Source organism: Allobosea sp. FW305-C-101, assembly GCF_058783685.1.
This window is the reverse complement of sequence record NZ_JBYSYT010000002.1, coordinates 1,091,433-1,115,268: the sequence shown is the minus strand read 5'-3', so window position 1 is coordinate 1,115,268 and position 23,836 is coordinate 1,091,433. Positions and strand designations below refer to the sequence as shown.

The 23,836-nt window shown below is 66.5% G+C and carries 19 protein-coding genes; 13 read left to right on the top strand and 6 right to left on the bottom strand.

The genetic code is table 11. From position 1 onward, the window contains the following. Positions 1-5: 5 nt before the first annotated feature. The 4 genes from AC3WMA_RS12925 to AC3WMA_RS12910 all read right to left on the bottom strand — a co-directional run bounded on the left by AC3WMA_RS12925 (position 6) and on the right by AC3WMA_RS12910 (position 3,908). Positions 6-806 (bottom strand): ABC transporter permease, encoded by an 801-nt coding sequence (locus tag AC3WMA_RS12925; protein WP_492285754.1) that lies wholly within the window; start codon positions 804-806, stop codon positions 6-8. Continuing rightward, positions 803-1,669, bottom strand: a complete 867-nt coding sequence (locus tag AC3WMA_RS12920; protein ID WP_492285753.1) for an ABC transporter permease — start codon at positions 1,667-1,669, stop codon at positions 803-805. Before AC3WMA_RS12920 ends, AC3WMA_RS12925 begins: the two co-directional genes overlap by 4 nt. After that, positions 1,666-2,709 (bottom strand): ABC transporter ATP-binding protein, encoded by a 1,044-nt coding sequence (locus AC3WMA_RS12915; RefSeq protein ID WP_492285752.1) that lies wholly within the window; start codon positions 2,707-2,709, stop codon positions 1,666-1,668. Before AC3WMA_RS12915 ends, AC3WMA_RS12920 begins: the two co-directional genes overlap by 4 nt. Before the next feature lie 164 nt (positions 2,710-2,873). Then, entirely contained in the window at positions 2,874-3,908 is a 1,035-nt protein-coding gene (locus tag AC3WMA_RS12910) for an ABC transporter substrate-binding protein (RefSeq protein WP_492285751.1), read from the bottom strand. A 122-nt stretch (positions 3,909-4,030) separates the two neighbouring features. Here AC3WMA_RS12910 and AC3WMA_RS12905 point away from each other — a divergent pair, with 122 nt between their 5' ends. Further along, entirely contained in the window at positions 4,031-4,936 is a 906-nt protein-coding gene (locus tag AC3WMA_RS12905) for a LysR substrate-binding domain-containing protein (RefSeq protein ID WP_492285750.1), read from the top strand. Positions 4,937-4,946: 10 nt separating this feature from the next. On the opposite strand, the gene AC3WMA_RS12900 is transcribed toward AC3WMA_RS12905, so the two are convergent. Both AC3WMA_RS12900 and AC3WMA_RS12895 read right to left on the bottom strand, forming a co-directional pair. Beyond that, the gene (locus AC3WMA_RS12900; protein ID WP_492285749.1) at positions 4,947-6,140 is read right to left on the bottom strand and encodes a glycosyltransferase; all 1,194 of its coding nucleotides are present in this window, start codon (positions 6,138-6,140) and stop codon (positions 4,947-4,949) included. Continuing rightward, positions 6,089-6,691 carry a MarR family transcriptional regulator gene (locus AC3WMA_RS12895; protein ID WP_492285748.1) on the bottom strand — a complete coding sequence of 201 codons (603 nt, stop codon included), beginning with the start codon at positions 6,689-6,691 and terminating at the stop codon, positions 6,089-6,091. Before AC3WMA_RS12895 ends, AC3WMA_RS12900 begins: the two co-directional genes overlap by 52 nt. A gap of 330 nt (positions 6,692-7,021) precedes the next feature. Between AC3WMA_RS12895 and AC3WMA_RS12890 the strand changes: the two genes are divergently transcribed. The 12 genes from AC3WMA_RS12890 (at position 7,022) to AC3WMA_RS12835 (ending at position 23,818) form a co-directional block, all read left to right on the top strand. Further along, positions 7,022-8,767 (top strand): type I secretion system permease/ATPase, encoded by a 1,746-nt coding sequence (locus AC3WMA_RS12890; protein ID WP_492285747.1) that lies wholly within the window; start codon positions 7,022-7,024, stop codon positions 8,765-8,767. After that, positions 8,764-10,119, top strand: coding sequence for an HlyD family type I secretion periplasmic adaptor subunit (locus tag AC3WMA_RS12885; RefSeq protein WP_492285746.1), 1,356 nt, complete (start codon positions 8,764-8,766; stop codon positions 10,117-10,119). The genes AC3WMA_RS12890 and AC3WMA_RS12885 overlap by 4 nt, the downstream gene beginning before the upstream one ends. A gap of 286 nt (positions 10,120-10,405) precedes the next feature. Next, positions 10,406-11,200, top strand: a complete 795-nt coding sequence (locus AC3WMA_RS12880; protein WP_492285745.1) for a calcium-binding protein — start codon at positions 10,406-10,408, stop codon at positions 11,198-11,200. 133 nt (positions 11,201-11,333) lie between these two features. Continuing rightward, positions 11,334-13,625 carry a glycosyltransferase gene (locus AC3WMA_RS12875; protein WP_492285744.1) on the top strand — a complete coding sequence of 764 codons (2,292 nt, stop codon included), beginning with the start codon at positions 11,334-11,336 and terminating at the stop codon, positions 13,623-13,625. Beyond that, complete coding sequence (locus tag AC3WMA_RS12870; protein ID WP_492285743.1) at positions 13,622-14,461, top strand: class I SAM-dependent methyltransferase; 840 nt, start codon at positions 13,622-13,624, stop codon at positions 14,459-14,461. Before AC3WMA_RS12875 ends, AC3WMA_RS12870 begins: the two co-directional genes overlap by 4 nt. Continuing rightward, on the top strand, positions 14,458-15,705 hold the full coding sequence (locus AC3WMA_RS12865) for a glycosyltransferase family 4 protein (RefSeq protein WP_492285742.1): 1,248 nt from the start codon (positions 14,458-14,460) through the stop codon (positions 15,703-15,705). The genes AC3WMA_RS12870 and AC3WMA_RS12865 overlap by 4 nt, the downstream gene beginning before the upstream one ends. Next, entirely contained in the window at positions 15,702-16,454 is a 753-nt protein-coding gene (locus tag AC3WMA_RS12860) for a hypothetical protein (RefSeq protein ID WP_492285741.1), read from the top strand. The genes AC3WMA_RS12865 and AC3WMA_RS12860 overlap by 4 nt, the downstream gene beginning before the upstream one ends. A gap of 3 nt (positions 16,455-16,457) precedes the next feature. Continuing rightward, the gene (locus AC3WMA_RS12855; protein WP_492285740.1) at positions 16,458-18,659 is read left to right on the top strand and encodes a glycosyltransferase family 2 protein; all 2,202 of its coding nucleotides are present in this window, start codon (positions 16,458-16,460) and stop codon (positions 18,657-18,659) included. Between the two features lie 2 nt (positions 18,660-18,661). Further along, a complete protein-coding gene (locus AC3WMA_RS12850; protein WP_492285739.1) occupies positions 18,662-19,966 on the top strand; it encodes a glycosyltransferase family 4 protein in 1,305 nt (434 codons plus the stop codon). A gap of 32 nt (positions 19,967-19,998) precedes the next feature. After that, positions 19,999-21,195 (top strand): polysaccharide pyruvyl transferase family protein, encoded by a 1,197-nt coding sequence (locus AC3WMA_RS12845; protein WP_492285738.1) that lies wholly within the window; start codon positions 19,999-20,001, stop codon positions 21,193-21,195. Further along, on the top strand, positions 21,192-22,364 hold the full coding sequence (locus AC3WMA_RS12840) for a hypothetical protein (RefSeq protein WP_492285737.1): 1,173 nt from the start codon (positions 21,192-21,194) through the stop codon (positions 22,362-22,364). Before AC3WMA_RS12845 ends, AC3WMA_RS12840 begins: the two co-directional genes overlap by 4 nt. Next, positions 22,361-23,818, top strand: coding sequence for a polysaccharide pyruvyl transferase family protein (locus tag AC3WMA_RS12835; protein WP_492285736.1), 1,458 nt, complete (start codon positions 22,361-22,363; stop codon positions 23,816-23,818). The genes AC3WMA_RS12840 and AC3WMA_RS12835 overlap by 4 nt, the downstream gene beginning before the upstream one ends. Positions 23,819-23,836: the final 18 nt, after the last annotated feature.

Here is a 23,836-nt window from a genome sequence, read left to right as displayed (position 1 = left end):
TGGCGTCAGCCTTTTCCGGTTCCGACGAACAGCCGGTCGAGCCCGAAGAGCCTGTCCAGCGCCATCAGCAGGATAGCGGTCAGGGCGATCAGGCAGGCGGAAACGGCTGCGATGAGCGGGTCGATATTGTCCTGGATGTAGAGGAACATCCGGACGGGGAGCGTGGTGGTGGCGGGCGAGGCGATGAAGACGGTCATCGTCACCTCGTCGAAGGAATTGATCGCGGCGAGCAGCCAGCCCGAGACGACGCCGGGCAGGATCAGCGGCAGCGTCACCCGCCGGAAGACCACGGCGGGGCTCGCGCCGAGAGAGATCGCGGCATGCTCGATGCGCCGGTCGATGCCGTAGGAGGCGGCGAGCACGAGCCTGAGCGCGAAGGGAATGATCACGATGATATGGCTCAGCACCAGCCCGAGGAAGGTCCCGGAGAGGCCGATCTGCGTGAAGAAGCGCAGGAAGGCGATGCCCAGGACGACATGGGGGACCATCAGCGGCGACATGAACAGGGCCGTCATGGCCTCGCGGCCGGGAAAGCGATAGCGGGCGATGGCGAGCGCGGCGGGGACGGCCAACCCGATCGCGACGGTCGAGGAGAGTGCCGCCAGCCAGAGCGAATCCCGGAAGGCGCGCAGGAACTCGGGATAGTCGAGGATCGCCCTGAACCAGCGCAGGCTCCAGACCCGGCCGGGCAGCGAGAGATAGCCCTCCGGCGTGAAGGCGACGAGGCAGACCACGACCAGCGGCGCCAGCATGAAGATGACGAAAAGCGTGTGGAACAGGATGGCGAAGGGACCGTTGCGGCTCATTCGAACACCTGTGAATAGCGGCGCTCGACCAGCCGGTTGGCGCCGACGGTGAGGATCACCAAGGCGGCGAGCAGCAGCACGGCGACGGCGGCGCCGAGCGGCCAGTTCAGCGTGTTCAGGAACTCGTCATAGGCGAGCGTCGCCGCGACCTTGAGCCGCCTGCCGCCGATGATCGCCGGCGAAGCAAAGGCGCTGGCGGCCAGCGCGAAGACGATGATCGAACCCGAGAGGATGCCCGGCACGATCTGCGGCAGGATCACGCGCCGCCAGATGGTGAGGCGGGAGGCGCCGAGCGAGAGCGCGGCATTCTCGATCTGCGGGTCGAGCCGCTGCAGCGAGGCCCAGACCGCGAGGATCATGAAGGGGATCAGGACATGGACGAGCGCGATCACCACGCCGGTCTCGGTGAACATGAACTCGAGCGGCTGGCCGATCAGGCCAAGCGACATCAGTCCACGATTGACCAGCCCGTTCGAACCGAGCAGCAGCGCCCAGCCGAGCGTGCGCGCCACGACCGAGACCAGCAGCGGGCCGAGGATCGCAAGCAGGCAGAGGCCGCGCCAGGCCGGCGACATGCGGTTGAGGATATAGGCCTCGGGCACGCCGATCAGGATCGCGAACAGCGTCACCAATACGGAAATGCGCAGCGTGCGCAGGAAGACTTCGAGGAAATAGCTGTCGCTGAAGATCTCGCGGAAATTCTTCAGGGTGAACTCGGCGACGATGCCCTTGTACTGGCCCCAGTCGTAGAATGCGAGCAGCACGGTCATCCCCAGCGGGATGATGACGAGGGCGAGGAAGACGGCGAGCGCAGGTCCCGTCAGCCAATAGGGCGTCGCGCGGGCGGAGGCGTCCGGGCTCATGAGCCTGCGCCCTCCGCAAGCAGAGCGGCGTCGCCTGCGCCGAAGCTCAGCTTCACGCTCTCGCCTTCGCCGGGGACGGGCGTGCCGTCATTGTGCCGGATCAGGGTGACCGGGCCGGCGACGCTCTCGGCGGTCAGCAGCCAATGCGCGCCCTGGAAGACGCGCGAGGTGACGCGGGCGGTGAAGCCGGGTGCCCCTTCCGCTGCGAAGCCGAGGCGCTCGGGACGGACCGCGATGCGCAGTGTGCCTGAAGGAGCATCGGCCAGCGGCACGGACAGGGCCTCGATCGTGACATGGCCGCGTCCATCTCCGATCGCTTCGAGGACATTGGTCTTGCCGAGGAAGTTCGCGACGAAGGCGGTATCGGGCGTGCCATAGACGGCATCGGGTGCGCCGATCTGCTCGACGCGGCCGCGATTCATCACGACGATGCGGTCGGACAGCGCCATCGCCTCGTGCTGGTCATGGGTGACGAGGATCGTGGTCGTGCCGATCGAGCGCTGGATCTGGCGCAACTCCCCTTGCATCTCCTCGCGCAATTTGGCGTCGAGATTGGAGAGGGGCTCGTCGAGCAGCAGCAGCGAGGGCCGGATCACCAGCGCACGGGCGAGCGCTACGCGCTGCTGCTGGCCGCCCGACATGCGGCGGGGATAGCGGTCCTCGAAGCCCTTCAAACCGACCAGCGCCATGGCTTCCAGCGTGCGCTTCTCGCGCTCCGCCTTCTCGACGCCCCGCATTTCGAGGCCGAAGGCGATGTTCTGCGCCACGGTCATATGCGGAAAGAGTGCGTAGCTCTGGAAGACGATGCCGAGGCCGCGCTTATTGGGGGCGACGCCGCCGAGATCGTTGCCGTCGAGCAGGATGCGGCCGCGATCTACCGGCACGAAGCCGGCAATCATCTGCAGCGTCGTGGTCTTGCCGCAGCCGGAAGGGCCGAGCAGCGAGATGAACTCGCCGCGGGCGACCATCAGGTCGAGCCCCTCGACGGCGACCGCCGTGCCGTAGGACTTGCCGAGGCCTTCGAGAACGAGATGGGACATGGGCTCCAGAGGCTTTCTTGGGCTCCAAGGCGATTTCTGATCGAGCACGGGGCGTCATGGTCGGGCTTGACCCGACCATCTCGTGCCAGCCGGGCTCGCGAACCGTCACGAGATTCTCGGGTCGTCGCTAGGCGACGCCCGAGAATGACGGCTTAGAGCCGGCCTTACCGCTCGACCTCGCGGTTCCAGCGGCGGGTCCATTCCTCGCGCTTGGCGTTGACGACGTCCCAGTCGACCGCCTTGAGCTTCTTCACGTCCTCACCATAGGGCAGGCCCTTCTGCTCGTCGGGCGTCAACGTCACCGTCATGTTGGCGGGACCGAAGCCGGCGCCGGTCGCCATCACCTTCTGGATCGCGGGCGAGAGCATGAACTGGATGAAGGCATTGGCCTCGGCCGCGTTTTTCGAGCCATCGACCGGGCAGGCGGCGACGCCGAGCGCGAAGCCGCCTTCCTTCGGATAGACGAACTCGACCGGGAAGCCGGTATCGGCGAAGGCCTTGACGCGGCCCGAGCCCCAGACGCCGAGCACGGCCTGTCCGTTCTGGAAGAGCTCCGTCATCTTCGCCGGCGAGGGCTCATAGGCGACGATGTTCGGGTTGATGTCCTTCTTGAAGGCCTCGAAGCCCGGCTCGATATTGTTCTCGCCGCCGCCGCCGATCTGCGCGAAGGCGATCAGGGCGTGCAGGCCATAGGTGTTGTTGATCGGGGGGCTGACGATCTTCTTGCCATAGGTCTTCGACTTCAGGTCGGTCCACGAGGTGGGCGCCGGCCATTTGTTCTCGTCGAAGACCTTCTTGTTGTAGAACAGGCCGGTGCCGACGAGGCCGAGCCCGACGCCCTTGTTCGACTTGAACTTCATCACCGGCGCGACGTCCTTGTAGACCGCGCCATCGGTCAGCGTGCCGCAAAAGCCGAGCGCCACCGCCTGATAGGCTGGGCCGTCATCGACGATCGCGACGTCGATCTGCTGGTTGCCCTTCTGCGCCTGCAGTTTGGCGAGCGTGTCGGTCGAGTTGCCGGCGACATACTCGATCTTGACGTTGGCCTGTTTCTCGAAGGCCGGGATGACCTCCTTGCGCATGGTCTGTTCGTAGGAGCCGCCATAGCCGGCGACATATAGCGTCTTCTGCTGGGCGAAAGCGGCGGAGCCGGCGAGCGCGGTTCCGGTAACCAGAGCGAATGTGATGGCGAGCTTCACGGTATCCCCTCCTCGTTTTCGAGTGATGCCGTTAGGTTCGGGGCAGTTTTCGAACTGGTCAAATCGAATGTTTCGCGCAGTCCATGCTGAAATGTTATGTTCGATTCAAATGAGGATCGACCATGCTGAACCCGCGCCAGATCGAGGCTTTCCGGACGGTGATCGTGACCGGCGGCATCACCGCGGCGGCGCAGGCGCTCAACGTCACGCAGCCTGCGGTGACGCGATTGATCCAGGACCTGCAATATGCGCTTGGGCTGCCGCTTTTCGTGAAGCGTGGCGCGCGGCTCGTACCCACGAATGAGGCGCTCTCGCTTTATCGTGAAGTTGAGCGTCAGTTCGTCGGGCTGGAGCGTATCGAGAACGCCGCCCGCAACCTGCGCGACGGGCGGGCGGGGTCATTGCGTGTCGCGGCGCTGCCGGCCTTCAATGTCGGGTTCCTGCCGCGGGTCGTCGGTCGCTATCTCAAGCAAAAGCCGGACCTGGAGATCGCGATCTACGGAAGCATCTCCTCGCAGGTGGTGGATTGGGTCACCTCGGGCTTCTGCGAACTGGGCTTCGCGCAGCTGCCGCTCGACTTTCCGGGGATCGATATCGAGATTCTGTCGGCGATGGCGCCCGTCGCCGTGCTGCCGACCGGGCACAGGCTCGCGGCCAAGGCCGTGCTGGCGCCGGAGGATTTCGTCGACGAGCCGTTCATCTCGCTCGAGCAGTCGACGCAATTGCGCTACCGCATCGATGCCCTGTTCTCGGCCCATCGCGTCGCGCGCCAGACCCGGGTCGAGACGCCGTTGTCGATGATCGCCTGCGGGCTGGTCGCAGCGGGGGCGGGGCTTTCGGTGGTCGATCCGTTCACGGCCGAGGAATATCGCGGCAAGGGCGTCGAGGTGCGGCCGCTCAGGCCGTCGGTGACCTACGATATCGCGATCATCTGGGGCGCAGGCCGCTTTCGGTCCGCCGTCGCGCAGGACTTCGCGGAGACGATTCGGACGGCGGCTCTCGATTTTGCCGGAACGGCTGCTGCGTGAACGCTGGACCTTAGTCGCCGAACTGATGGATCCAGCCGGTCTGGCGGGCGATGCAGCGCTCGCGCTCGTAACCGGCGATCACGGTTTCCCGTGCGGCGCGGCGCAGCGGCCGCAACAGCGCCGAGCTTGCCAACGCTTCCGCGATGCGTTCCGCCAGCGCATCAGCGTCATGGAACGGGACGAGCAGGCCGTTGGCGCCGTCGCGGATCACCTCCTTCACCGGTTCGGTGTCCGAGCCGACGACAAGGCAGCCGCAGGCCATCGCCTCCAGCAGTGACCAGGACAGGACGAAGGGGACGCTGAGATAGACATGGGCGGCCGAGACCTGAAACAGGCGGACCAGCTGCTCATGGGCGAGCCAGGGAATATGGACGATCCGGTCGCCGAGCCCGGTCTCGGCCAGCATCGCCTCACGCCAGCTGTTGCCGTCGGAGCGGGGGCGGCCATAGCCGGAGCCGTCGCCGCCGACCACGACGAAGAGCGCATCGGGGCGGCGGGCTGCAAGGACCGCCGCGGCGCGCATGAATTCGGGATAGCCGCGATAGGGATCGAGATCGCGGGCGACGAAGGTCACGACCGGCATGCCCGGTGTGAGCACGCGGCCATCCGGCAGGACGAAACGGGCATCGGCATCGGGCTGGCAGAAGCGGGTGTCGATGCCGTCATGGCAGACGGCGATACGCTGGCGATAGGCGGCCGGATATTGCCGGCGCTGCCATTGCGTCGGCGCATAGGCCGCGTCGAGCGTGTCGAGCGCGAGAAGCTGGGCGGCGTTGCGCATGCGCACGCGCTGGCGATCGGCAGCCGGCACGGGCGCCTCGATGCCGAAATCGAGGTCGGAATCCGTGCTGCGGTAGTAATATTCGCAATAGCCGATCAGCGTCGCATCGGGCAGCGCGTCGCGGGCGAAGAGCATGCCGCCCCAGCCGATATGGCCGAGGACGACATCGGGTGGGTCGCTGCGTCTCAGGTGCTCCATCAGGCGCGCCGCCGCCTCACCCGTGCGCAGGTGATACTCGGTCGCCGCGAGCGCCGGGTGCTGGGTCGTGCTCTCGTCCACGGAATAGACGAGCTGGCGAACGCCCGGCGCCTCCTGCGCCGGACGTTCGGTGATCAGCGTGACCTCGATGCCCTCCGCGACGAGGCTGCCGATCAGAGCAGCGAATTGACCAGATCCTGCGCGATGAACGAATAGGACATGCATGATGCGAGCAGCACTCCGCCGTAGCGGAGCGCGTCGTTCCACCACTGTTCGAGTTGGCGCAGGGTTTCGTGGGTCGTGTTCAGGTCGGTGTCGCGGTTGCTCTCCAGCCGCTGGCCGAACTGGCTGGCCTCGTCGAGCAGGCGCAGCCGCTCGCACAGCATCTGCCCCTTCAGGGATAGCGAGATGCGGGCCTGCCGGCGATCGCGCGGTGAGGCCCCGCGGTCGAGATAGCCGTTCTCGACGAGCTGCTTGAGATTATAGGAGGCGTTCGAGCCGCCGTAATGGCCGCGGTCAAGCAGATCGCGGACGGCGATCTCGCCTTGTCCGATCGTCATCAGCACCATCACTTGCGATGGTGAGATGTCGTCGATGCCGAGCTTGGCCAACTCAAGCCGGAGGTAGTCGAGGAAGCGCCGGCTGACCCGTTCGATCACCCGCGCCAGGTCAAAAGGGGAAATTCGGCGATCGGGGACCTCTTCGAGGGCACCGGAACCATTCGCCGGATGGTGGCCGTTCAGGGAACTGCCTGTGAATTGCTCGCCGCCGTGCAATTTAAAGTGCATTCCTTACCCCACCTGATCGAAAATTAAACAATCCATCTCTTTTGCCTCTTTGTTGTGGTTGGAAGCCTATAGGCAAAGCACATGCCACCTACGTTAGCTAATAGATAAGATTGTAGTATTCTTTGGATGCGCAGAAACTAGTTCGAAATTCAAAATTTCTCATAGTTCAGCCTTATTTGCTTCAATGTGAGTCGGTGAGCTACGCTTCTAATCTGTCATAATCTTGACACTCCCTCCATGTCTCGTTGCAAGCCCGATGACGGGGTTTTCCCGCAGCTCTCTCTCGGACCCAACGCACCCTCATTCTTGGAGCCTTGCATGAAGGCGGTGACGCCGGCGCCCGACGCCCTGATCCGGAATCTCCAGCGCTCGTTCGTCGGCGGCCTGAGCTATGCGGGGTTCCTCAGCCTGTGCGTGAACCTGCTGCTGCTGACGGTCCCGCTGTTCATGATGCAGGTGCAGGACCGCGTGATCGTCAGCCGCAGCCATGACACGCTGACGATGCTCCTGGTGATCGCTGTCGGGGCGCTCGTGCTGTACGGCACGATCGAGTTCATCCGCTCGCTGACCTTCCAGGCGATGGCGAGCATCTTCGCGCGCAAGCTCAATTTGCCGGCTTTGCAGGCGGCCGTGAGCTCCTCGCTGGAGAAGGGCTCGGGCCAGGCGACGCAGGCGATCCGCGACCTCAACGACATCCGCTTCTTCATCGCGAGCTCGGCGATCGCGACGCCGCTGGAGGCAGCGTGGTCGCCGATCTTCCTCGCCGTGCTGTTCGCCCTGCACCCGGTCTATGGGCTGGTCGGCCTCGCCTCGCTGATCATCCTGCTGCTGCTCGGCGTGCTCTCGGACATGCTGACCCGCCGGGTGATGAAGGAGGCGAACGAGGCCGGCGTCGCCAGCATCAACGAGGTCGGCGCAAGCCTGCGCCATGCCGAGACGATCGAGGCCATGGGCATGCTGCCGGCGCTCGCCCGGCGCTGGCGCGGCCAGCAACTGGCGATGATCGAGCAGCTCGACATGGGCACGCGGCGCGGCAAGTTCATTGCCGCCGTGACGCGCTCCTCGCGCATGACGATGCAGCTCGCGGTCTATGCGACCGGGGCCATCCTGATCATCCGCAACGAAGTCACCGCGGGCACGCTGATGGCCGCGAGCATCCTGCTCGGGCGCCTGCTGGCTCCGTTCGATTCGATGATCACCGACTGGCGGCAGTGGGTTCTCGCCGCCGCCGCCTGGAAGCGCGTGCGCGAGCTCGTGCTCGGCCGCAGCTCACAGCGCCAGACGGTGCCGACGCCGCCCTGCCAGGGCGATCTCGTGGTCGACCGCGTGATCTACGCGCCCGCGGGGCAGGAGCTGACGGTCATCAAGAGCGTCTCCTTCTCGTTGCAGCCCGGCGAGGTGCTCGGCGTGGTCGGCCCGTCCGGCGCTGGCAAGTCGACGCTGGCGCGCCTGCTCGTCGGCGTGCTCCGGCCCAATGTCGGCGGCGTCTATCTCGACGGGCACAGCACCTATCTGTGGGAGCGCGGCTCCTTCGGCGCGATGGCCGGCTATCTCCCACAATCGGTCTCGCTGCTCAACGGCACGATCGCCGAGAACATCGCCCGGATGCGCGAGCCCGATCCGCATGCTATCCTGGAGGCGGCGCGCATCGCCGGCGTGCACGAGCTGATTGGCCGCCTGCCGCTCGGTTACGACACCAATGTCGCCGACAGCGACTTCAACCTCTCCGGCGGCCAGCGCCAGCGCATCGGCCTGGCACGGGCGCTTTACGGCATGCCGCGCCTGATCGTGCTCGACGAGCCCAATGCCAATCTCGATGCCGAGGGCGAGCAGAGCCTGATCCGCGCCATCGCGGCAGCGCGCGACAGCGGCGCCATCGTCGTGCTGATCGCGCATCGCCCCTCGGTGATGCAGGTCGTCGATAAGCTGCTCGTGCTGCGCGAGGGCCGCGTCCAGCAATTCGGCCCGCGCGGTGACATCGCCGGCATGATCACACCCGGCGGACGGGTCGAGCTCGAACCTGCTGCCAATGCTCCGGCCCCGGTTCGCGAGGTGAAGGCATGACCGGACGTTCCCTGATCAAACGCCCCGAACATTCGCTGACAGTGCAGATCGAGCCGGAGATTCCCGAGGAGCGCATGCCCAGCCTGCGCAATCTCGTGCTGGCCGGCGTCGCCGCGATCGGCGTCGGCTTTGGCGGGTTCGGCGCCTGGGCGGTGACCGCGCGGCTCGACAATGCCGCCGTCTCGCCCGGCCTTGTCGCTGTCGACAGCAAGCGCAAGACGATCAGCCATCTCGAAGGCGGCATCCTCAAGACCTTGCTCAAGGCCGAGGGCGAGCGCGTCGCCAGGGGCGAGCCGCTCTTGCGGCTGGAGGATGCGCGGCAGCGTGCTGAATTGCAGCAATTGCAGGCCAAGCGCATCGGGCTCGAAGCCAAGCTCGCGCGTCTGCGGGCCGAGCAGACGAGCGCGGCCGAGATCGTCTTTCCCGCCGATATCGCGCAGATGGTTTCGCCGATCGCGCGCGAGGTGTTGCGGTCGGAACAGGGCCTGTTCAAGTCCCGCGCGCAGGTCCATGACGGCAAGGTCCATATCCAGCAGCGCGTCATCGAACAGCATCAAGCCGAATCCGATGCGCTGAAGGCCCAGATCGACGCCACGACGCAGCAGCGTTCGCTGATCGACGAGGAAGCCAGGATCATGGCCGAGCTCTACGAGAAGCGCTACGCCAAGCGCAGCCAGCTCGTCGAGCTCCAGACCAAGCAGAGCGAGTTGTCCGGCAAGGCCGGCGAACTCACCGCCCGCAAGGCCAAGGCCGAGCAGGCGGTCGCTGGCGCCAATCTCGAAATCCTCTCGATCAGCCTCGAACGGCAGAACGATATCGGCGGGGAGATCCAGGAAGCCCAGCTCCTGCTCTCCGAGGTGACCGAGCGCATCGTGCAGGCCGAGGATGTGCTGCGCCGGCTGGTGGTGACCTCGCCGCAGGAAGGCGTCGTCGCCAATATCCGGATGCGCACCGCCGGCAGCGTGATCGCGGCGGGCGAGGCGATCCTCGACATCGTGCCGGAGCATGAGCCGCTGATCGTCGAGGCCAAGGTCGATCCGCGCGACATCGATGCGGTGAAGATCGGTTCCACGACGCGCGTGCGATTGACGGCCTTCAACTCGCGCCTGCTGCCGCCCTTGCAGGCCAAGGTGAGCTATGTCGCGCCGGACCAATTGATCGACGAGAAGACCGGCGCGCCCTATTTCGTGGTGCGGGCGGAGATCGATCCCGACAGCCTGCGCGACTACAAGGTCTCGCTGCATGCCGGGATGACCGCCGAGGTGATGATCGTCAACGGCGCACGCCGCGCGGTCGACTACCTGCTCTCGCCGATCACCGACAGCTTCAACCGGGCCTTCCGCGAGGATTGAGCGCGCTTTTTGGGCGGTGCAGCTGGTTATTTCGATCATGTTTCGATTTTGAAAGTAATTCTCGACGATTATCGATAGAATATCGATTGTAAAATAAAGTCTAAATTATGCTGCATCGCAAAATCGTCACAATAAATTCCTTGCTGCAGCGCATCTATTGAGCAATTCTCGTGTGGTCGAGCGGCGGCCTGATCTGTTGATCGCTGCCGGAAATGTCCTGGTCTTCTCGTTCTGCGGTGCGGCCGCCGAACATTCCAGGTTCACCAGATCGCCCAGGAGGTGCCGTATGGCAACGATCGAAGGAAGTGCATTCGACGACTTTTTGATTGGGAGTCGTTTCAGTGACGTGATTCTCGCCGGAGCCGGCGATGACATCGTCAAGGGTGGGGATCAGGTCGATTCCCTGTTCGGCGAGGAAGGCGACGACACGCTGTTCGGTGACGGCGGCAACGATGCCCTGTTCGGCGGCGAGGGTAATGATACCCTCTTCGGCGGGCTCGGCGACGATGTCCTGTCCGGCGACGAGGGTAATGACGCCCTGTTCGGCGGCGAGGGCAACGACATCCTCACCGGTGGCGCCGGCGACGACATCCTGCGCGGCAATAACGGCGACGATGTCCTGATCGGCGGCGAGGGCAACGATATCCTGCAGGGCGGGCCGGGCGACGACATCCTCCAAGGTGGCGCCGGCAATGACGTCCTGCAGGGCGGTGACGGGGCCGACATCCTCAATGGCGGTGCCGGCGACGACATCCTACAGGGTGGCAATGGCGACGACATGCTGTTCGGCGGTGCCGGCAACGACATCCTGCATGGCGGCGCGGGCAGCGACACCTTCGTGTTCGAGGGTGGCGGCGGCAACGATGTCGTCCTCGATTTCGAGACCGGCTCGGACCTGCTGCAGATCGCGTCCGACATCAACGGCACGGGCATCAGCTCGGCGGAAGATGTCGCGGCGCGTGCCACCACCGTCGGCGGCAACACCGTCGTCGATCTCGGCAATGGCGACACCCTGACCCTGGTCGGTGTCTCCGCCGACGACGTTCAGGCCGACCCGAACTCCTACTTCACGGTTGCCTGATCCTGATGCGACCCCTCGTCGGGCCGATGGCTGGATGAGGGGTTTGCAGCTCCCGGAGCGCGACGCCCCCGGAAAGCGCCCCCCCGTTTTCCGCAAGCGCTCCGGGATTCTCCGTGCCGCAGGAACGCCCCCAATGCTTTCTCTCGCGCCTGTCGCGATGGCGACGACACCACCTGCCCAGCTCGAACTCCACCGCCTCGGCGGCTCGGTCTTCCTGCTCTGCTGGACGCTGGAGGCCTCGCCCTTCGGCAAGTCCGCGATCGCGCTCACGGCTGGCGGCCGGCGCCTGCCCGCGGCCTCGATCTCGCTCGGTTTGCGCGACGGGCGCGAGCGGCTCGCCGTCGCTTTCCGTTCGTCCGGCCATGACCATGTCGTCGCGACGCTCTCGGATCACGGCCCGCAAGGCGAGGTGACGGCCGGCTTCGATCCGACGCTCGTCCACGGCCTTGCCGATCCGGCTGAAATCCTCAAGGACTTGACGCCGCAGGCGCGCCTGACGCTCGCCAATGCGCTGGTCCGTGCCTGGCCGCCGCTGTTCGGCCTCGCCGCGATCCCGAATTACCTGTCCTTCCTGCGCCAGTTCCTGCTGACGCTGTTCCCGAAGCCCATCGCGATGCAGCCGACCGCGGTGCTGGTCGACGGGCAGTGGCTGTTCGAGACGGCGGTGCCCGCCGCGTTCGGTGCCTTGCAGGGTGTTGCCCGCCTCGATGGCGCCGGACTGACGCGCCTCGATCTCAAGTCACGCCTCGGAGCGGCCGACCGCAGCGGCAAGCGCGAGGTCCATCTCGTGCTGGATGCGCCGCCGAGCCGTGGCGGCGGGCTGCTGATCTTGCAGGGCGAGCGCTCGCTGGTGTTGCGTGCGCTGCCCGGCCGGCAATCCGCGCCGTCGCTTGGTCGCTGGTGGGCCGGAAAGGCCGCGAGTCGCGACGGGTTGCGTAATTGGGTGGTCGAGCAGCTCGCTGGCCTGTCCGAGCAGGGCCGCCTGCTGGCGATCGAGATGCAGCGGCGCGTGCCGCTCGCCGTCCAGCATGTCCGCCGCAGCGACGACCTGCCTGCGGCCGAGCTCGACCTCGCCGTCTGCAACCGGGCCGGATTGCTGATCGGCGGCTGGCTGCGTGACCCCGACGATCTACTCGAAGAAGTGCTGCTCCATCGCGGCAATGGCGAGCCGATCGCGATGCTGTCGCGTTTGCAGCGCTTCCCCGTGCGCCTGCCGACCGGGGCGGATGGCGAGACCCGCGCCGCCACGGGCTTCGCCGGCTTCGCTCCGGACTATGCCGGCGGTGCGCCGGTGCTGCAGCCGCGTTGCGAGATCAAGCTGAAATCCGGGACGACGCTGACATTGCGGCCGCCGGTACAGCCGGCCGATCCGGTGACGATCCGGGCGCGGGCGCTGGCGGCGATCCCGCCGCAATACCTGACCGCGGAGATGATTGAGACGACGCTCGCGCCGATCCTCGCCGCCTGCCAGGAGGATCTGCGCGACAGCCGGCCGGAGCCGGTCGTCAAGGCGTATGGACAGCCATTGGCGCGGCCGAAGGCTTCGGTCGTGATCCCGCTCTACCGCGTCTATGATTTCCTGCGCGTGCAGGTCGCGGCCTTCGCCGGCGACCCGTGGTTCACGGAGAATGCCGAGCTGATCTATGTGCTCGATTCGCCCGAGCACGAGGCCGAGGTCGCGCATCTGCTCGGCGGCCTGCATCTCGCCTATGGCCTGCCGATGCAGCTCGTCGCGATGCGGCGCAATGGCGGCTTCTCGGCCGCCTGCAATGCCGGCGCTGCCGTGGCGCGCGGCGAGGTGCTCGCCCTCGTCAATTCCGACGTGATCCCGACCGGTAATGGCTGGCTGGAGGGCTTGATGGCCCGGCTCGACCGTCGCGCACGGGTCGGCGCTGTCGGTCCGAAACTACTCTACGACGACAACTCGCTGCAGCATGCCGGTTTGCTCTTCAAGCGCGACAGTAAAGGCACCTGGCTCAACCATCATTACTTCAAGGGCATGCCCGGAAGCTATGCGCCGGCCACTATCGAGCGACCGGTGCCGGGTGTCACAGGCGCCTGCATCGTGATGGCGCGCGATCTCTACGCGGCGCTTGGTGGCTTCGACGAGAGCTATGTCATCGGCGATTACGAGGACAGCGATCTCTGCCTCAAGATCAGGCGCGCCGGCTTCGGCATCCTCTATGTCCCGGATGTCGCGCTCTACCACCTTGAACGGCAATCGATCGCGCGCAGCACCGATTACACGCGCGGCGCCGCTTCCCAGCACAACGCCTGGCTCCAGAGCCAACGCTGGGGCGCCCAGATCGAGGCGCTGATGCAGGCCTTCGAGACCTCCGCGCCTGAGCTTGCCCTGCCGGCGCCTGCGCCTGCCGAGCCCGACCTTGTCCCCCGCTTCACCTTCAGGAGAGCGACCGCCGCATGACTGCCCTGAGACAGATCGCACCGGAGCCAGTTCCCGCGGAAGCCTCCGCCGGGCCCGAGCTCGACTGGCTCCTGGCCTCGCTGCAGAGCAACCGCTTCATGCCGCACCCTCCGCCGGACTCGATCTTCGTCGGCGACGGCGATTATCGCGCCATCGGCGCCGAGTTCCTCGGCCATTTCATCCGGATCGGCCGGCTGAAGCCGCATGAGCGCGTGTTCGACATCGGCTGCGGCATCGGCCGCATGGCGGTGCCGTTGACGCAATATCTCGACCCCGCGCGTGGTAGCTATGACGGCGTCGATCCTGTCATGGAGGGCATCCTGTGGTGCGCGCAGACGATCACGCCGGCCTATCCGCGCTTCCGCTTCCAGCGGCTCGACATCGCTCACCCGCTCTATAATCCGGCCGGCTCGTTGCCGGGCCTCGAGGTTCGCTTCGGTTTCGCCAATGGCAGCTTCGACTTCGTGACGATGACCTCGGTCGCGACGCATCTGCCGCCTGAGGAACTCGTGGTCTATCTGCAGGAGGCGGCGCGCCTGCTCTCGCCGGGCGGGCGCCTGTTCCTCACTGCTTTCGCGATCGACGGCGCGGCGACCGGCCAGGAGCGCCTGTCGTTCAAGCGCTGGCAGGACGGGCCGGGCTGGTACGCGATCGACGAGGCGCCGCTGGCGGCCGCCGGCATCGACAGCCGCTTCCTGCTGGAACAGACGGCTGAGGCCGGGCTCACCGTCGAGGCACTGCGCCCGGGCCATTGGCGCGGCATCAGCGCGGCGCATTACCAGGACCTGCTGATCGCGACGAAACCGGGGGGCAAGGGACCGGGAGGCGTGGCATGAGCCGGCGCATCCTCGTCGTCGCGCATAACCACCCGTCGCTGCATCCGGGCGGCACCGAGATTTTCGCGCATGACCTGACGCAGGCCTATCGCGAGCAGGGTTGCGAGGTGCTGTTTCTCGGTGCGACCAATGCGATGCATCGCGGGCCGCATCCGGGTACGGCACTGCAGGCGATCGGCGAGGACGTGGTGCTGTGGAGCCAGCATTACGACCGCTTTCACATGAGCCAGATCGACCATTACGGCACGTTGCAGGATCTCGCGACGCTGCTGGAGGAGTTCCGGCCGGACGTGATCCACGTCCACCATCTCGTGCTGATCGGCGCCGAGTTCCTGACGCTGGCGCGCCGGCTGCTGCCGCAGGCCGCGATCGTGATGACGCTGCACGACTACTACCCGATCTGCCACCATGACGGTTTGATGGTGCGGCCGGGAGACCGCCAACGCTGTAACGGTTCCTCGCCCTCGGCCTGCCATGGCTGCTTCCCCGAGATCGGCTCGGACCGTTTCCTGCTGCGCGAGCGCTTCATCAAGACGCATCTGGCCGTCGTCGACCGCTTCGTCGCGCCGAGCCGCTTCCTGCGCCAGCGCTATGTCGACTGGGGCCTGCCCGGAGAGCGGATCGAAGTCATCGCCAATGCGCGGCCGGCGCAGGAGGCGGCGCCGCACCGGCAGGCGAGCGGCCGTCGCGCCAGCTTCGGCTATTTCGGCAATCTCAACCCCTGGAAGGGCGTGCTGCCGCTGCTGCAGGCCGCGCAGTTGCTGCGCGCGTCCGGCGAGACCGAATTCTCGCTGCGCATCCATGGCGGCGCGCCGTTCCAGAGCGAGGCCTTCACCAGCGCGTTCGACAGCGCGCTCGCGGGAGCCGAGGGCGTCGTCACCCATTGCGGGGCCTATTCCCGCGACGAGGTGCCGGGCCTGATGGCCGAAATCGACTGGGTGGTGATGCCCTCGATCTGGTGGGAGAACGCGCCACTCGTCATCCAGGAAGCCTTCCAGCACCGCCGCCCGCCGATCGTCAGCGCTATCGGCGGCATGGCCGAGATGGTGCGCGACGAGATCGACGGGCTGCATGTCCGGCCGGGCGATCCGGCGGCGCTGGCCCGCACCTTGCGCCGGGCGATGGAGGAGGCCGGCCTCTGGCAGCGCCTCGTCCACGGCATTGCCGAGCAGCCGACGCTAGCCGACTGCGCCGGCCGCCACCTCGCCCTCTTCGATGACCTCAAGCTCGCGGAGGCCGCATGACCACGGCTCAACATCAGGACAACGAAGTCCGCCTGCCTAACGTCAACCCCGCCCGCCTGAACGGACGGGTCGATGCCCTCGACGGCAGCCGCCTGCATGGCTGGATCTGGGACGAGGCCCGCCCCGACGAAGCGATCACCGTCAGGATCTCCCTGGACGGCAAGGTCGTCGCGGAAACCAAGGCCGACCAGAGCCGCATCGACCTGCGCCGCAACGGCATCGGCGACGGCAAGCACGCCTTCTCGATCGATCTCGACGAGGCTCTGCTCGCAGCACGCGCCCGGCTGACGGTCGTCGGTGTCTCCGCGGCAACAGGCGTGGAGCTGGAACTGCGCCTGCCGGCGGCGGACGAATTGGCGGCGGAGGCGGCAATCGCTGTGCCGCTGGCGCGCTTCTTCGACAAGGTCGAGATGCTGATCGTGCTCAACCGGCGCGCCCAGCTTGCCCAGAAGGAGCTCAACGAAAAGCTCGACCGCATCGCGGCGCGGCTCGAAGAGAATCATGCGCTGGCCGAGGCGACCAAGGCGGAGACCGAGAGCCAGAGCGAGATCGTGCGCCGGCTCGGCGAGCTCGACGTCTTCCAATTGCGCTTCGACGGCACCTTGCGCGGCTTCGACGAGCGATTGGATGCGATCCGCAAGGAGGCGCGGGCGCCGCTCCGGCAGGTCACCGTCATTCTCGGCTTCCTCTCGGCGCTCGCCGCGGTGATGTCCTTCGTCACGCTCGCCGTCACCTTGTGGGGAGGCTGAGGCATGAGCGAGGTCATCGTTCCCGAGAGGACCGCGATCGCGCCGGCGCCGACCGTCTCCTGGACGCCGCTCGGCGAGAACGCGATCCTCGTCCGCAGCCATTGCGACGCCATTCCGGCTAAGGTGCCGGTCGCGGTCGACGGTAATCCGCGCAACCGTGCCCAGACGATGGTGCTGAGCTGGCGCCGGCCCGGCTCCGAGCCTTCGGCAGCCACCGGCTTCCTGTGCCTGGCGCCGGCGCCCAGCGTCGACGATAGCGGCACCGGTGCCCTCCTGATCGGCCGCCCCGGCCGGCCGCTACGCCTGATCCTGGCGCCCAAGCCGCAGCCCCTGCAGGCCTTCCTCTCCGAGCTTGCCGACGATGCTGGCCAGGCCTTCCCGAGCGTGGTCGACGGCCTGCTCGAAGTGCTGCTGACGGGTGCGCCCAATCCGCGCCGCCTGCGGGCGGTGGCGATGCTGCTGCAGACCGTGGCGCGGCCGGGTGGCTTCGTCGAGGTGATGGGCAAGCTCGACGAGGTCGCAGGCTCGGGCGGCGGCATCTTCCTGCAGGGCTGGACCTCGCATTTCGCCGCCGGGCGCGTGAAGCTGCTGATCTCGCATGGTGGATTGTCGCCGGCCCATCTCGAAACCGGGACCTTCGAGCGCGACGATCTCGGCGAGGGCGCGCGCGGCTTCTTCGGCCTGCTGGAGGATTGCCACGCCCAGCACCCCGGCGAAATCGAGCGGCTCTATTTCCGCGGTAATGACGGCTGGCGCGCGCTCGAAGTCTATGAGCGCCATGTCCTGCTGGAGCCGATCACCGTGCCCGGCCATCTGCGCGACGGTTTGCAGCGCGGCTCGGCGCCCCAGGCCACGGCTGACAAGCTGAAGCGCGCTTCGCAGCGCTTCGACGGCCGCGACACGGTCTGCCTGCTGGAGGAGCCGGTGCGGGCCGGCATCGACTCGGTCACGGTGGTCGAAGGCACGGGCGTGCTGATCATCGGCTGGCTGTTCGATCCCGAGCGCCGGGTCGGTGGCGTCTCGCTGCGCAGCGGCGGCCAGTCCTGCGCCGTCGACCGTGTGTGGACGCGGGTACAGCGCGCCGACGTGACGGCGGCCTTCATGGAGGACCCGCGCTTCGGCCCGGCTCTGGCCTCTCGCCGCAACAATCACGGTTTCATCGTCTTCGCGCCGAAGCTGCTGCCGGAAGCCGGCCAGCCGCTCCATCTCGCCTTCGAGGTTCAGGGCACGGGCCCGGCCTTCCTGCCGCTCGAACCCAATCGTGCCCCGGCGCGTCGCGCGCTTGAGCGCGTGCTCGGCCTGCTCGATCCGCGCTCCTCGACCGCCAATGCCGTGGTCGAGCGACAGATCGCGCCGGCTTTGCAGGCAGCCGAGATCGCCCCGCCGCGCGCCGCGGAAACGCTCGATGTCGGCAGCTTCGATCCCGAGGCCCCGCTAGGCCTCGTCATCGGGCTCGATCATCGGCACCGTGAATTGTCGGCGCTGTTCGCATTGCTCGCGATGGACCCTGAGGCGCGGCCCCTGCCGATCGTGCTCGCCGCGCCCTCCGAGAGCTTCGACCGCGTCGGCGCCGAAGCGCGGCGGCTGGCGCGCTTCTATGGCTTGTCGGTGCGCCTCGTCGCGGTGGAGGGCGTCGAGGATGCCTGCGATGCGCTGGAGGCGGGCGTGCGCGCCTGCCGCTTCAATACCGTCGCGCTGTTGTCGGGTTCTGCGCAGATTCGCATGCCCGGCTGGCTCGGCCGGCTGGAGCGGGCCTATCGGGCGCGCGGCGGCCAATGCGTCGCGAGCCCGACCTTGCTGTTCGAGGATGACTCCATCCGCTGGGCCGGCGCCTGGCTGGAAGGCGAGGGGGCGAGCCGGCGCATCGCCAACCGCTTCGTCGGCTACCCCCTTGAGGCGGTCGGCAATCTCGGCCCGATGGAGGTCGCCGCCGGCGCCAGCGAGTGCTGCGTGCTGTCGCGCGCCGCCTTCATCGAGGTCGGCGGCTTCGCCCGTAACTATTTCACCACGGCGGAGAAGGGGCTCGATCTCTGCCTCAAGCTCCGGATGGCGGGCTCGCCCTCGCTCTGGGTGCCGGATGTCGAGGTCTATGCCGTCGACGACGCGGAGACCGCGACGCCCCATGCCGGCGCGCTCGCGCAGCTCGCCGACCGCACCAGCTTCGACCGGCGCTGGGCGCTCGCCATCTCCAACATGAAAGGCTGAGGATGCGGGTTCTCGTGATATCGCACGGCCACCCTTCGCTATCTCTGGGAGGCGCGGAGGTGGCCTCCTACAACCTGCACAAGGGCTTGCAGGCGGGCGAGGGCGTCGATTCCCATTTCCTCGCCCGCGTCGGCGCGCCGACGCCGCGCCATGCCGGCACGGCCTTGATGAGCCTGCGCCAGCGCGGCGGCGAATTGCTCTACTACGCCGAGGATTACGACCACTTCCTGATCTCGAACCGGGCGACGGAGGAGATCGACCGCGATTTCGTGCGCGTGCTGAACGACCTGAAGCCCGACGTGGTGCATTTCCACCATTTCATCGGGCTCGGCCTCGAATGCCTGTTCGCGGTCCGCGATGCGCTGCCGGATGCGCTGATCGTGGTGACCTTCCACGAATATCTCTCGATCTGCCACCACCACGGCCAGATGGTGAAGACCGGCGCCTTCAAGCTCTGCTACCGGTCGTCGCCCACCGACTGCAACGCCTGCTTCCCGGACATCTCGCCGGCTCGCTTCCTCGCCCGCGAGACCTTCATCAAGGGCATGTTGGGGCTCGCCGACCATTTCGTCTCGCCGAGCCGCTTCCTCGTCGACCGCTATGTCGACTGGGGTCTCGCCGAGGAGCGTTTCTCGGTGATCGAGAACGGCATCGACGTGGCCGCCGCCGCGCCGCCACGGCCCTTACCGGAGGGCAAGGGACGGCGCTCGCGCTTCGCCTATTTCGGCCAGCTCACGCCCTACAAGGGCGCCGACGTGCTGATCGATGCGGTGACACGCATCCCGGAAAAAATCTGGGGCGAGGATTCGATCCTGCTGGTCTATGGCGGCAATCTGGAACGCCAGCCGCAGGCCTATCAGGACAAGTTCGCCAAGCTCGTCGAGGCGGCCGGCCGGCGCGTGCGTTTCTGCGGCGCCTTCCAGAACCGCGAGATGCCGAACCTGATGCGCTCGGTCGACTGGATGGTGATGCCCTCGGTCTGGTGGGAGAACTCGCCGATCGTGATCCAGGAGGCGTTCTTCCACGGCCGCCCGATCCTGGCGAGCAATCTCGGTGGCATGGCCGAGAAGATCACCGACGAGATCGACGGCCTGCATTTCCGGCCCGGCAGCCCGGAAGACCTCGTCGACTGCATGACGCGCGCGCTGACCGAGCCCGGTCTGTGGGAGCGGCTGCGCGGCGGCATCAAGCAGCCGATGAGCCATGTCGAATGCGCCGGGACGCATCTCGACCTCTACCGCCGCCTGTTGGCGGAACGCAGCAAGCCTGCCGCCACGCGGCAGGACCACGCTGCGATGATCGCCTGAAACCATAACGAAACAACAGGGGAGACCCGACCATGGCCCGCATCCTCGTCATCAGCCCCTCCGGGGAGGTCTATGACCACGACAATGTCCGCTGGTATCGCCATGCCGATCTGCAGAGCCATATCGAGCACTACCACAATATCGGCGACGCCTTCGTCTTCGATTCCTCGCTGAAGCTGCTCAATTTCGAGAAGCTCGACGAATTGCCGATCGACCGCGTCGACCCCGCGATGATCGACCGGCTCAATGCCGAGTACGATTACGTCTTCCTGCGCGGCTCCAATTATGTCCATGCGCAGATGAACTGGTCGAAGGCGGCGGAGGTGCTGCGCCGGTTGAAGATTCCGGTCATCGCCTTCGGCATCGGCGCGCAGGCGCCGGTCAGCGGCAAGCTGGAGCTGAGCGAGGATACCAAGACCGTCCTCAAGCTCATTGCGGACTCGACCGCCTCGCTCGGCGTGCGCGGCACCTATTCGGCGGAGGTGCTGAACGATCTCGGCATCAGGAATGTCCGCATCATCGGTTGCCCGACGGCGTTCCGGAACAACGATCCCAACCTCGCCATCCGCCTGCCGCCGCTGGAGCAAATCAAGACCGCCGGCGTCACGCTGCGGCGCGAGGTCTCGAAGACCTATGCGCAGGACATCAAGCGCTATCTCACCTTCCACCGCTCGCTGGTGAAGGCGATGGCGGATCGTTTCGAGGTCACGCTGATGTCGCAAGGTGAGGTCGAGGAGAAGAAGCTCGCGCTCGGCACGATCGACCAGCAGGCGCAGGCGATGACGGCGCTGCGCGCCAATGAATGGGCCAATAACTGGTATCTCGATGAGCAGGTCGAGCGGCTCTACCAGACCCGGATGTTCTATTCCGACGTGGTTGCGGAATACGAGCGGCTGGTGCGCGGGCTCGACCTCGTGCTCGGCTACCGCCTGCACGGCAACCTGATGGCGCTCGCGAACGGCACGCCCTCGATCTACTTCACCTATGACAGCCGCACCGTCGAGTTCGCGGATACGTTCAAGATCCCGAGCGTCGACGTCTTCGGCGGGCAGGACTTTCGACTGGAAGACTATTGGGAGCAGGCGCGCTTCGATCGCTTCAATGCGGCCTACGGGCAGGTCTATCGCGCGATGAGCGCCTTCCTCAGCGAGAACAAGGTCGACCACAAGATGGTCAAGCCGACCGCGGCTGCCCAATCGGCGCCCGCGCCGGAAAGGAAGGTGGCATGAGGAGCGCCCGCACCCTGCGCGCGGTGCTGTCGGCGGCCTGTCTGCTGCTGGCGGCGCCCGCGATGGCGCAGGGCTATCGGCTTGAACTCGCACCCGATGCGAAGGAGGAGACGGTTGTCTCCTGGGCGCGCGAGCGCTGCGAGCAATGGGACCTGCCGGATGCGCCGCTGCGCGCCTTCCGCAACGACAAGGGCGAGGTCGTCGCCTTCGCCAGCCATTACCGCAATCGCCCGTTGATCGGCGCCGACCTCGCCTCGATCCGCAAGAGCTGCTCCGTTTCCTTCGAGGCCAAGAACAGCGCCGATCCGAGCGCGTTCAGCGACAAGAGCTGGATCGCCGCGACATGGACCGGCGACGGGCGCCATGTCGAGGCGCTGATCCATGCCGAATATCATGCCGACAAGCATCCCGGCGCCTGCCGCTTCAAGGAGGCGATGAGCTGCTGGTACAATGTCGTCACCGCCGCCCGCTCGGATGATGGCGGGCGCAGCTTCAGGACCGACGAGCCGCGTCCCTTGGTGGCGGCACCGCCCTACAAGCAGGATGTCGGGCAGGGTCGGCATCGCGGTTTCTTCAATCCCTCGAACATCGTCGAGAAGGACGGCGCCTGGTATGCGCTGATCGCGACGACGGGCGGCGAGGGCCAGAAGAATGGCGTCTGCCTGTTCCGCTCTACGGATATCAAGGACGCGACGGCGTGGCGCGCTTTCGACGGGCAGGATTTCACGATCCCCGCCGTCGATCCCTATCGCGACGACCTGAGTCAGGCGCGGCCATGCCAGCCGCTCAGGCACCTGCCGACGACGGTCGGCTCGGTCACGCGGCACGAGGCGAGCGGGCAATGGCTTGCGCTGTTTCATCTCGGCCCCGATCCGCGCCAGGGCATCGCCGGCGGGCGCGTCGCCTATAGCTGGTCGAATGACCTCGTGAGCTGGTCGCCGCTGCAGACGCTCGTCACGCATCCGACGATGTGGAGCAAGGATTGCGGCGACCGCGATCGCTATGGCTACGGCGCCATCGCGGACCCTGCCTCGCCCTCGCGCAATTTCGAAACCACGGGCGACACGCCCTTTCTGTTCATGACCAAGATGCATGTCGCCGACTGCAAGATCGGCCCGCAGCGCGATCTCGTCCGCATCAAGGTTCGCATCGTGAAGGACAATCCATGAATGCGCCAGCGCATCCGCTCCCGGCCAGCCAGGCCGTGCAGACCATGAAGATCCTGCGCGCCACCACGCAGCAGGTCGTCGTCCTCGTCGCTCGCGAGCCGGGAGGAAGCTGGCCGTCGCTGCGCCTGCTGCTCGACGGGCAGGATTACGCCACGATCAATCCAGGCGCGCTCGTCACCGGCGATGCGACCGTGGCGGAGATCGCGATTCCGTTGCCGGCCCTGCCGGAGACACGATTGCGTTCGATCGCGGTTGCTGATGCCCGCACCGGCGCGCTCGCGCCCGGTTCGGAATTGCGCCCGGTGTCGAAGACAAAAGCCTTGCGGGCGCTGGTGATCTATCCGGCGGGTGAGGTCTACGACCATGACAAGGTGCGCTGGTATCGCGCGCCGATGGAGAAGCTGCTCAGCGACTACTTCAATATCGGCGACATGATCGTCTACGATTCGACGCTGAAGCTCCTCGACTACGCGCATCTGGAGCCGATGAAGATCATGTCGCCGACAGAGGCCGACATCGCGCGCTATGCCACCGAGTTCGATTTCGTCTTCGTGCGCGGCTCGAACTTCATCCATGAGAGCATGGATTGGTTCCGCGCCGTTGAGGTGCTGGAGAAGGTCAAGCTGCCGGTCTATGCCATCGGCGTCGGCGCGCAGGCGAGCCAGAACCGCCGGATCGAATTGTCGGAGGGCTCGAAGCGCTTCTGGTCGATCGTCGCCGAGCGCTCGGCCGCCATCGGCGTGCGCGGGGCCTTCAGCGCCGAGACGCTCCGGCAGAACGGCATCCGCAATGTCGAAGTGGTCGGCTGCCCCTCGATCTTCCGCACCCGCAATCGCGACCTCCAGATCCGCGTCCCCGACCAGCGCGAGATCCGCAAGGTCGCGTTCAGCCTGCGCCGCGAGGCCGACAAGAGCTATACTGCCGATCCGGAAGCCTATCTGCGCAACCAGAAGGCGGCCCTGCTCAAGGTCGATGCCCAAAGCGAGATGGTGATGTCCTCGCATGGCGAGCAGGAGGAAAAGGCGTTCTTCCTGCGCGATCCCGCGGCCAAGGAGAAGGCCGTCGCCGAATTCACCCGCACCGGCTGGTGGAACGGGGCGGACGATGCCGCGATGCGCCGGATCTACGAGAAGCAATTGTTCTCGTTCTTCGATGTCGAACATTACGACGCCTTCGCACGCTCGCAAGATTTGGCCGTCGGTTATCGCGTCCATGGCGTGCTGCCGGCCGTCGCACATGGCGTGCCCGGCGTGCTCGTCGCCTATGACACGCGCAGCCAGGAGCTGGCCGAGACGCTGAAGATTCCGGTCGTGCCGGAGGCCGCGCTCGCCGAGGGCGGCTGGCGCGCGGTCTATCAGGAGGCGGCGCTGAACGGCCTCGCGAAGAGCTATGCCGGCTCCTACGACCGGATGCGCGGCTTCCTCGACCGGAACGGCATTCCCCACCGGATGTGAGGCTGGCCAGGGCTCATG

Coding starts and splice junctions, on each gene's coding strand:
- AC3WMA_RS12925 (WP_492285754.1), bottom strand. CDS start 806: ATGAGCCGCAACGGTCCCTTCGCCATCCTGTTCCACACGCTTTTCGTC.
- AC3WMA_RS12920 (WP_492285753.1), bottom strand. CDS start 1,669: ATGAGCCCGGACGCCTCCGCCCGCGCGACGCCCTATTGGCTGACGGGA.
- AC3WMA_RS12915 (WP_492285752.1), bottom strand. CDS start 2,709: ATGTCCCATCTCGTTCTCGAAGGCCTCGGCAAGTCCTACGGCACGGCG.
- AC3WMA_RS12905 (WP_492285750.1), top strand. CDS start 4,031: ATGCTGAACCCGCGCCAGATCGAGGCTTTCCGGACGGTGATCGTGACC.
- AC3WMA_RS12900 (WP_492285749.1), bottom strand. CDS start 6,140: ATGCATGTCCTATTCGTTCATCGCGCAGGATCTGGTCAATTCGCTGCT.
- AC3WMA_RS12890 (WP_492285747.1), top strand. CDS start 7,022: ATGAAGGCGGTGACGCCGGCGCCCGACGCCCTGATCCGGAATCTCCAG.
- AC3WMA_RS12885 (WP_492285746.1), top strand. CDS start 8,764: ATGACCGGACGTTCCCTGATCAAACGCCCCGAACATTCGCTGACAGTG.
- AC3WMA_RS12880 (WP_492285745.1), top strand. CDS start 10,406: ATGGCAACGATCGAAGGAAGTGCATTCGACGACTTTTTGATTGGGAGT.
- AC3WMA_RS12875 (WP_492285744.1), top strand. CDS start 11,334: ATGCTTTCTCTCGCGCCTGTCGCGATGGCGACGACACCACCTGCCCAG.
- AC3WMA_RS12870 (WP_492285743.1), top strand. CDS start 13,622: ATGACTGCCCTGAGACAGATCGCACCGGAGCCAGTTCCCGCGGAAGCC.
- AC3WMA_RS12865 (WP_492285742.1), top strand. CDS start 14,458: ATGAGCCGGCGCATCCTCGTCGTCGCGCATAACCACCCGTCGCTGCAT.
- AC3WMA_RS12860 (WP_492285741.1), top strand. CDS start 15,702: ATGACCACGGCTCAACATCAGGACAACGAAGTCCGCCTGCCTAACGTC.
- AC3WMA_RS12855 (WP_492285740.1), top strand. CDS start 16,458: ATGAGCGAGGTCATCGTTCCCGAGAGGACCGCGATCGCGCCGGCGCCG.
- AC3WMA_RS12850 (WP_492285739.1), top strand. CDS start 18,662: ATGCGGGTTCTCGTGATATCGCACGGCCACCCTTCGCTATCTCTGGGA.
- AC3WMA_RS12845 (WP_492285738.1), top strand. CDS start 19,999: ATGGCCCGCATCCTCGTCATCAGCCCCTCCGGGGAGGTCTATGACCAC.
- AC3WMA_RS12840 (WP_492285737.1), top strand. CDS start 21,192: ATGAGGAGCGCCCGCACCCTGCGCGCGGTGCTGTCGGCGGCCTGTCTG.
- AC3WMA_RS12835 (WP_492285736.1), top strand. CDS start 22,361: ATGAATGCGCCAGCGCATCCGCTCCCGGCCAGCCAGGCCGTGCAGACC.